The 215-nt window shown below is 66.0% G+C and carries 1 protein-coding gene; it reads right to left on the reverse strand.

All coding sequences use genetic code 11. The features are described from left to right. A partial coding sequence (locus tag CG716_RS29480; protein WP_133067050.1) for a VCBS domain-containing protein occupies positions 1–215 on the reverse strand: 215 nt, incomplete at both ends.

The raw sequence follows: 215 nt of genomic DNA on the forward strand, positions 1-215 counted from the left end.
GTGACCACCCCGGTGCTGGTATTGGGGGTGCCGACGGTGGGAGTGCCCGCCACAGGTTTGTCGGCCAGCGGGGACACTGACACGGTGACGGTTTCTGTTGTCGAGTTCGTTCCGTCGCTGGCGCTAACGGTGAAGGTGTCGGTCGTGGCGTTGGTCGCCGCATAGCGTGCCGTCGCGGCGGGGGTGTAGGTGAAGTTGCCTGCGGCATCGACGCT

Source organism: Mycolicibacterium sphagni (genome assembly GCF_002250655.1).
GTDB classification, from domain to species: Bacteria; Actinomycetota; Actinomycetes; order Mycobacteriales; family Mycobacteriaceae; genus Mycobacterium; species Mycobacterium sphagni.